Annotated in this window: 8 protein-coding genes; 4 read left to right on the top strand and 4 right to left on the bottom strand. The window is 53.5% G+C overall.

The window, feature by feature from the left end; all coding sequences use genetic code 11:
• Positions 1 to 137: 137 nt before the first annotated feature.
• From ABWO67_RS18160 to msrB, 4 genes are read right to left on the bottom strand one after another with little or no spacing between them, the layout of a single operon-like run.
• Positions 138 to 914, bottom strand: coding sequence for a peptidylprolyl isomerase (locus tag ABWO67_RS18160; RefSeq protein ID WP_353154358.1), 777 nt, complete (start codon positions 912 to 914; stop codon positions 138 to 140).
• A 10-nt stretch (positions 915 to 924) separates the two neighbouring features.
• Complete coding sequence (locus ABWO67_RS18155) at positions 925 to 1,188, bottom strand: BolA family protein (RefSeq protein ID WP_353154361.1); 264 nt, start codon at positions 1,186 to 1,188, stop codon at positions 925 to 927.
• Complete coding sequence (locus ABWO67_RS18150) at positions 1,188 to 1,775, bottom strand: septation protein A (RefSeq protein WP_353154356.1); 588 nt, start codon at positions 1,773 to 1,775, stop codon at positions 1,188 to 1,190. The genes ABWO67_RS18155 and ABWO67_RS18150 overlap by 1 nt, the downstream gene beginning before the upstream one ends.
• Positions 1,772 to 2,167: a peptide-methionine (R)-S-oxide reductase MsrB gene (gene msrB, locus ABWO67_RS18145; protein WP_353154353.1), complete on the bottom strand. Its 396-nt coding sequence runs from the start codon at positions 2,165 to 2,167 to the stop codon at positions 1,772 to 1,774. The genes ABWO67_RS18150 and msrB overlap by 4 nt, the downstream gene beginning before the upstream one ends.
• A 318-nt stretch (positions 2,168 to 2,485) precedes the next feature.
• Between msrB and ABWO67_RS18140 the strand changes: the two genes are divergently transcribed.
• From ABWO67_RS18140 to ABWO67_RS18125, 4 genes are all read left to right on the top strand, one after another.
• The gene (locus ABWO67_RS18140) at positions 2,486 to 3,655 is read left to right on the top strand and encodes an ABC transporter substrate-binding protein (RefSeq protein WP_353154351.1); all 1,170 of its coding nucleotides are present in this window, start codon (positions 2,486 to 2,488) and stop codon (positions 3,653 to 3,655) included.
• 174 nt (positions 3,656 to 3,829) lie between these two features.
• Positions 3,830 to 4,867, top strand: coding sequence for a branched-chain amino acid ABC transporter permease (locus ABWO67_RS18135; RefSeq protein WP_353154348.1), 1,038 nt, complete (start codon positions 3,830 to 3,832; stop codon positions 4,865 to 4,867).
• Between the two features lie 3 nt (positions 4,868 to 4,870).
• On the top strand, positions 4,871 to 6,745 hold the full coding sequence (locus ABWO67_RS18130; RefSeq protein ID WP_353154345.1) for a branched-chain amino acid ABC transporter ATP-binding protein/permease: 1,875 nt from the start codon (positions 4,871 to 4,873) through the stop codon (positions 6,743 to 6,745).
• Positions 6,742 to 7,515 (top strand): ABC transporter ATP-binding protein, encoded by a 774-nt coding sequence (locus ABWO67_RS18125; RefSeq protein WP_353154343.1) that lies wholly within the window; start codon positions 6,742 to 6,744, stop codon positions 7,513 to 7,515. The genes ABWO67_RS18130 and ABWO67_RS18125 overlap by 4 nt, the downstream gene beginning before the upstream one ends.
• The last annotated feature ends 195 nt before the right edge of the window (positions 7,516 to 7,710 follow it).

Here is a 7,710-nt window from a genome sequence, read left to right as displayed (position 1 = left end):
AAAAAACACCAAGCAAGAAAAAACACCAAGCAAGAAAAAACGCCATTAAACACATAGGTTTAACGGCGTTCTCACTGACTTGATCACGGCTGGAGGCTACACACCCTGTGCGTTAACCCAGCCCGGCAACCCCATCGTTACTTGATGGTAGCGCTTTTGATCAGCCCTTGCTGATACTCGGCCAGTTGTTGCTGACGCAGCATTTCCTCGATTTGAGGCTTGACCTCGGCCAGTTCCGGGAACTTCACGGCACGGCTGTCTTCAACCTGGATAATGTGCCAGCCGAATTGCGTTTGGACCGGTTTAGCAGTCATTTCGCCTTTTTTCAGGCCTTCAACAGCTTTTGCAAACTCAGGCACGTAGTTGCTGGCTGGTCCCCAGCCCAAGTCGCCGCCGTTCTTGCCGCTGCCTGGATCAATGGAGTCTTTCTTGGCGGCCGCGTCAAAAGTCACTTTCTTGCTTTTGATTGCAGCGGTCAAATCGGTTGCTGTCTTTTCGTCTTTAACCAGGATGTGGCGCAGTTTGAACTCTTGCTTGCCTGCTTGTTCTTTTTTAATTTTGTCGTATTCTGCCTGAATGCTGGCATCGGTGACCGGATTCTTTTTCAGGTAATCAGCCATCAGGGCCCGAACCAGGATGCCTTGGCGGGCCAGTTCTATTTCCTGAGTCACTGCTGGCTGCTTGTCGATACCGGCTTTCTCGGCAGCTTGCACGGCGACCAGGCGGTTGACCATTTCTTGCTTGACCTGGGTGCGTAGTTCGGGCGTATCTTGCGCCCCTTGGCTGACCAGCAAGGCAACAAATTGATCCAATTTAGCTTGCGTAATAGCTTGTCCATTGACGCTGGCGATATTTTGCGCGTAAACGGGTACGGCAATAGCGCAAGCTGCTGCAAATACGGCGAGTCGTTTCATGTAATTCCTTTTACTTGGTGGCTTTGACAACAATTGCCAGAGCGTGAATGGGATAAGGCATTAAATCGTGTACGCGATCATACACAAGTCGGTGGCGGGCCAGTGTGTTGAGTCCGTTAAATTGATCGGACCAGATAACAACCCGAAAGTGACTTGCGCCATTTTTGCTGCCTTCGTGTCCGGCGTGTAAGTGCGACTCGTCAATGATTTCGAAATAAGTAGGAGCCAGCGGTGCCAGACGCTGTTCCAGTTCGTCCATACGATCTGTAGACATCATGACTCCTTTTTTGGTTCCGTGGCGCCAGGAAGGGCGACGGTTTCAGTGCTGTCTTTCATGTGTTTGCCTAGCCAAATTGATTGGGCAATGACAAACAAGAGTAGCAAGGCCATAAGGCCGAATACCTTGAAATTGACCCATTGCGCTTCAGTGAATGCACCCGAGAAGGCGACGTAGAGGTTGAGCGCACCCGACAGCACGAAGAAACCTGCCCAACTGTAGTTGAGCTTGTCCCAGGCCGCAGCAGGCATGGCAACTTGCGCACCCATCAGCTTTTGCATGAGGTTGCGGCCAAAAAACCATTTTCCGCCTACCAAAATGGTGGCGAACAGCCAGTACAGGACCGTTGGTTTCCATTTGATGAAGACATCATTATGGAAAAATAGCGTTGCACCGCCGAATACCACTATGACAGTCAGGTTGATCCAGTGGGTGGCTTCTATGGCCTTGCCAGTAGCCTTGAGCCAGATGAACTGACCCACGCCTGCGGCAATGGCTACTGCCGTCGCCGTAAAAATATCGGAAAACTTGAACGCCACGAAAAAAAGTATCAGTGGAAAGAGGTCGAAAAGGAATTTCTTCATTTAGTCGGTTCGAATTTCAGGGAAACGGAATTGATGCAATAGCGCCTGCCGGTAGGGGGAGGACCGTCGGGGAATACATGGCCAAGATGGGAGTCGCAGACATTGCAAAGCACTTCAATGCGCTCCATGCCATGGCTGGTGTCGATTTCCTGACGTACGTTATCGGGATTGATGGCTTCAAAATAGCTGGGCCAACCGCAGCCAGCATCGAATTTGGTGTCCGAAGCGAATAGCGCAGTTCCACAGCCTACGCAACGGTAGATGCCTGTCTGTTCAGTATCCCAGTACCGGCCGGTAAATGGACGCTCGGTGCCTTTTTGCCGGGCTACGGCATACTCTTCTGGAGTCAGTTGTTCACGCCACTCGGCGTCGGTTTTCTGGATCTTGTTCACATGAACACCTATAAAAAAGCCGTACGAATTGATATGCCATGTTAATCGACTTTGATCGAATCAAGAGGTTCCCCTGTCATGGTACTTTTTCTACCATGTCTATGCAGGGAATCCCCTAAAAGACTTTGTTTCTATTTTTGTCCATAATCCCGAGGCATTCGTAAAATTACTAGAGTCCTAAACTTTATAAATGGAAAACACCTATGTTTTCTGCCGATTCGACGTGATACGCTATTTTCAAGAGCGTGCGATTTTTTGTATAACTTTTAACGCCACCTTTCCCGGGCCGGATACCGTGCCATCCATGGAGACACAATAATGAATTTCAATCAGTCAGTTCGACTTTCGGTGTTGGCGGGAGCCGTAGCGCTTGCGTTACCCATGATAGCTTCGGCACAGATCAAAGTTGGCATTACCGTGGCCAGCACCGGCCCCGCGGCGTCGCTGGGGATTCCGGAGCGCAATACGGTCGCCTTGCTGCCAACTGAAATTGCCGGGCAGAAGATTCAATACATCGTGCTTGACGATGGCACTGACACGACAGTGGCCGTCAAGAATATGCGTAAGTTGATCACCGACGACAAGGTGGATGTGGTGATTGGCACTTCGGTGACGCCCGGTTCGCTGGCTATGGTGGACGTAGCGGGTGAAACCAGCACCCCCATGATTAGTGTCGCGGCGAATGCCAAGATTGTTGAACCCGTTGAAGGCGCCCGCAAGTGGGTCTTCAAGACCCCGCAAAACGATCAGTTGATGGCCAGCGCCCTGGCCGACGCCATGGCCAAGCAAGGGGTGAAAACCTTGGGCTTTATCGGCTATAGCGATGCCTATGGCGAAGGTTGGCTTAATGTTATGACTGAAGCCGCAAAAGCCAAGGGTATCAAGATGGTCGGCGTCGAACGCTATGGCCGTACCGATACCAGCGTAACGGGCCAGGCCCTGAAGCTGGTGGCGGCCAAGCCTGACGGCATTCTGGTAGCGGGTTCGGGTACACCTGTGGCATTGCCACAGCGCGAGCTCAAAAGCCGCGGCTACAAGGGCATCATGTATCAGACCCACGGTGCGGCCAATAACGACGTGCTGCGTGTTTGCGGCAAAGACTGCAATGACATGATCCTGCCGGCCGGCCCATTGCTGGTGGCCGACCAATTGCCCGATAGCAATCCGGTCAAGAAGAGCGCGCTGGAATATAAAACCAAATACGAAGCCAAATACGGTGCGGACACGATCAACACCTTTGGCGGCCATATGTGGGACGCCGGGTTGTTGGTGTCGACGGCCATTCCTCAAGCGCTTAAAACCGGTGCCAAGCCTGGTACCGCCGAGTTCCGTCAGGCACTGCGCGACGCGATCGAGCAAATCAAGGATTTGCCTGCATCGCAGGGTGTGTTCAACATGAGCCCGACTGATCATGCCGGCTTTGACAAGCGCGCTCGCGTAATGGTTAAGGTCGTTGATGGCAAGTGGACGTATCAGCCTGATCTGTAATCCGTACAATGGCGGGCCCGATTCGTATTTTGCGATCGGGTCCGTTCGTGTCGAATTGTTGACGCGGCATCTAAGTTGATACGAATACCGGCCTTAAGGGCCGGTATTTGTTATCTTTGTCTGAAATAGGGGTGCAAGACAGGCCGTGCCCTATTGTTATGGTGTTGTCCGAAAATGGATTCAACTATATTGCTGATATTGCTGCAAGATGGTGTCATGAATGGCGCTATTTATGCACTATTAGGCTTGGCGCTAGTGCTGGTGTTTGTTGTGACGCGAGTCATTTTCATTCCCCAGGGCGAATTCGTTGCTTTCGGCGCACTGACTTTGGCTTTCATGGTTAACGGCCGCATACCCGGCACTGTCACTTTGCTACCTATCGTTGGCTTCGTGGTGTTTGCAGTGGAGCTTATTGCGGCCATACGCAGCAGTAATTGGTCGGGCATGGGCAAGACTTTTGCCTGGACAGTGTTGCTGCCTGTCGCCCTGTATCTGCTTGCCCCCTACATCGTAAGTAAAGATACATCGCTCTGGATTAGTATTCTTTTTTCTATGGCTCTGGTTGTGCCCTTGGGTCCTATGGTGTATCGGCTGGTTTATCAGCCTGTGGCGGAAGCCAGTGTATTGGTGCTGCTGATCATTTCCGTCGCGGTGCATTTTGCTCTTACGGGACTGGCCTTGGTGTTTTTCGGCGCAGAAGGTTGGCGTACCCCTCCTTTTATTGAAGGCGAGGTGCAAATGGGTGTGGTCAGCTGGTCGGCCCAGACCTTTTTCGTGCTGGGTACTTGTGCTGTGCTCATTATCAGTCTGTGGCTGTTTTTCAGCAAAACGCTATACGGTCGTGCTCTACGCGCCACCGCGGTTAATCGCAGGGGTGCGCGCCTGGTTGGGATCAGCACAAATATGTCGGGTAGCCTGACGTTTACGCTGGCAGCCGCCATCGGTGCGTTGTCGGGCATGATGATCGCGCCGGTCACAACTGTCTACTACGATACCGGCTTCTTGATTGGGTTGAAGGGCTTTGTAGCGGCGATTTTCGGGGGCCTGGTCAGCTACCCCATTGCCGCCGGCGGTGCTTTATTCGTCGGTATTCTGGAAGCTTTTTCTTCGTTCTGGGCCAGCGCCTACAAAGAGGTGATCGTGTTTACGCTGATTATTCCTGTGTTGTTGTGGCGCTCGTTTGGCACGCACCATACGGACGACGAGGAGTAAGCCATGAACCGATTGTTGCTTATTGCCGTGGTGCTTGTGCTGGCGGTTTTACCCATGTTTTCCGGTACGCCTGAGTTCTGGATTACGCATCTCAACTACGTGGGTTTGGCCAGTTTGGTCGTGCTGGGACTGCTGCTGCTCACTGGCGTTGGCGGCCTTACTTCATTCGGGCAAGCTGCCTTTGTAGGCATTGGCGCTTATGCGACTGCATGGCTGACGACCTCGATAGGCTGGTCGCCCTGGATTGGCTTGCTGATCGGGCTTGCAGTCACTTTCGTGGTGGCTTATATCCTGGGCGCCATTACCTTGCGGCTGTCCGGGCATTACTTGCCATTGTGTACGCTGGCCTGGAGTCTGGCTTTGTACTATCTGTTCGGCAATCTGGAATTTCTGGGCCAATATGACGGGATAGCCGGGATCAACCCCATTCAGTTCTTTGGCATCTCGCTGGGCAATGGGCGTTATATCTATTATCTGATCTGGATAGCCGTACTATTGTCGATGTGGGCAACTCGCAACCTCCTGGATTCTCGGCCAGGCCGTGCCATTCGCGCACTCAAAAGCAGCGGGGGCATGGCCGAGTCGTTCGGTATCAACATGGCCAGCTATAAAGTCATCATCTTTGTCTATGCCGCGCTGCTGGCATCATTGTCTGGCTGGCTATATGCCCATATGCAGCGCGCCGTTAGTCCCAGCCCCTTTGGCCTGAACTATGGAATCGAGTACCTGTTCATGGCGGTGGTGGGCGGCGCAGGCAGCGTATGGGGAGCCGTACTGGGATCGGGACTGATCTTGACACTTAAAGATCAGTTGCAGAACGTGCTGCCAAAGATTCTCGACACGAATTACAACTTTGAACTCATCGTTTTTGGCGTGTTGATGATACTGGTTTTGCAGTACGCGCGCGATGGTGTTTGGCCAATACTTTCTTCCTGGTGGTCGGTATTGGCTGGCCGCAGTGAACGTCGGCGAGTGGCTCCGCCGCCCGAGGCGCCGGCTTTGCCCCAACGTGAACGGCCGGAAAGAGGCACGCTGGTATTGGAAGTCGATGCTATCCGCAAGGAGTTCGGCGGCCTGGTGGCCGTGAACGACATCAGTTTCTCGCTGAAAGCGGGTGAGATCATGGGGCTTATCGGCCCGAACGGGGCAGGCAAGAGTACGACGTTCAATCTTATTACCGGGATGTTGCCGGCCACTAGTGGCATCGTCCGTTTCCTGGATCAGCGGTTGGATGTCTTGCCTTCGCGTGAGATCGCCAAGCTGGGGGTGGGGCGTACGTTCCAGCATGTACAGCTTTTGCCCACAATGACGGTGTTGGAGAATGTGGCGCTGGGTGCGCATTTGCGCAGCAAGGTCGGTGTATTGGCTGCGGCCTTGCATGCCGAGCGTGCCGACGAGGCGAAGCTGTTGCATGAAGCTGCCAAACAGCTACAACGCGTTGGCCTGGGCGAGTATTTGTATGAGCAGGCCGGCAATCTCGCGCTAGGGCAACAACGGATTCTGGAGATCGCCCGTGCTTTGGCGGCAGATCCGGTGTTGTTATTGCTGGACGAACCTGCAGCAGGATTACGCTATAAAGAAAAGCAGGAATTGGCCAAAGTGCTGGATCAATTGCGACAGGAAGGGATGAGCATTTTGCTGGTTGAGCACGATATGGATTTCGTGATGAATCTTACAGATCATCTTGTCGTAATGGATTTCGGAACCAAGCTGGCTGAAGGTCTGCCCGCAGACATCCAGCAGAATCCGGCTGTTCTGGAGGCTTATTTGGGCGGCATCGATGAGGATCTTGACTTCAACGACGCCCCTTATCAAGAGTCCGAAGATGCTGTGGTTGCATCAAACACCGCTACCGGCGCGGTAGGGAGAAACGCATGAGCGCCGTCAACAAGCCTAAGCACGCAGTTTTGAAAGTTACGGACTTGTCAGCGAAATATGGCAAGGTCAATGCGGTGGCAGGCGCCAATATTCTGGTGACGCGGGGCAGCATCGTAACGGTGATTGGCGGGAATGGTGCGGGCAAGTCCACCTTGCTCAATTCCATCATGGGATCATTGCCGGCGTCCGGACACAGCATAGGGTCGGTCGAGTATCTGGGTGCTGAAATCGGTTCGTGGCAGGTCGAGCGCAGGGTGTCCGACGGCATTTCCCTGGTCCCGGAAAGACGCGAACTGTTTGGCAGCATGTCGGTGGAAGACAACTTGCTGTTGGGTGGGTTCCGGTTGTATCGGGCGGGCAAGCATGGTTGGAAAGAAACCATAAATGAAGTCTATGATTTGTTCCCTCGACTGCGTGAACGGAGAACGCAAGAGGCCGGGACGTTATCGGGCGGCGAGCGCCAGATGCTGGCCGTGGGCAGGGCGCTGATGGCGCAGCCCCAATTGCTGATGCTGGATGAGCCTAGCCTGGGTCTGGCTCCCAAGATCGCACGCGAGATTTTCCAGATCATTTCGCGTTTACGTAGCACAGGTGTAGCGATTTTGCTGGTAGAGCAGAATGCGCGGGCGGCGTTGCAAGTGGCGGATTATGGTTATGTACTGGAAACAGGCGAGATTGTGCTGGAAGGCAAGGCTAACGAGCTTAGCGGTAATCCGCGGGTGATTGAAAGCTATCTGGGGTTGGGGAATGCGAAGCGGGTCGAGGTTTAATCGTCTCAGCGTCGGTGTCAGCATCTTTTCTTAAGCGACGTGTTCGGCCATGGTCAGTATCCCCTGTGGTCACGTGTAGGGTCATAGCCTCAGTATCTTTTCTTAAGCGGCGTGCCAGGTCCTGGGAGGAGGTGTTTTGCTCCTCGTTGCCGGTTCGTCGCCCTTCGGCGCCGAACATCGCGTGGCCTCGTTCGT

This window comes from Pollutimonas bauzanensis (assembly GCF_040393045.1).
Taxonomy (GTDB): domain Bacteria; phylum Pseudomonadota; class Gammaproteobacteria; order Burkholderiales; family Burkholderiaceae_B; genus Pollutimonas; species Pollutimonas bauzanensis_A.
This window is presented reverse-complemented; position numbering and strand designations above follow the sequence as displayed.

What these genes read in the sequence shown, in the direction of transcription:
- ABWO67_RS18160 (WP_353154358.1), bottom strand. Translation starts at nt 914, where the DNA reads ATGAAACGACTCGCCGTATTTGCAGCAGCTTGCGCTATTGCCGTACCC.
- ABWO67_RS18155 (WP_353154361.1), bottom strand. Translation starts at nt 1,188, where the DNA reads ATGTCTACAGATCGTATGGACGAACTGGAACAGCGTCTGGCACCGCTG.
- ABWO67_RS18150 (WP_353154356.1), bottom strand. Translation starts at nt 1,775, where the DNA reads ATGAAGAAATTCCTTTTCGACCTCTTTCCACTGATACTTTTTTTCGTG.
- ABWO67_RS18140 (WP_353154351.1), top strand. Translation starts at nt 2,486, where the DNA reads ATGAATTTCAATCAGTCAGTTCGACTTTCGGTGTTGGCGGGAGCCGTA.
- ABWO67_RS18135 (WP_353154348.1), top strand. Translation starts at nt 3,830, where the DNA reads ATGGATTCAACTATATTGCTGATATTGCTGCAAGATGGTGTCATGAAT.
- ABWO67_RS18130 (WP_353154345.1), top strand. Translation starts at nt 4,871, where the DNA reads ATGAACCGATTGTTGCTTATTGCCGTGGTGCTTGTGCTGGCGGTTTTA.
- ABWO67_RS18125 (WP_353154343.1), top strand. Translation starts at nt 6,742, where the DNA reads ATGAGCGCCGTCAACAAGCCTAAGCACGCAGTTTTGAAAGTTACGGAC.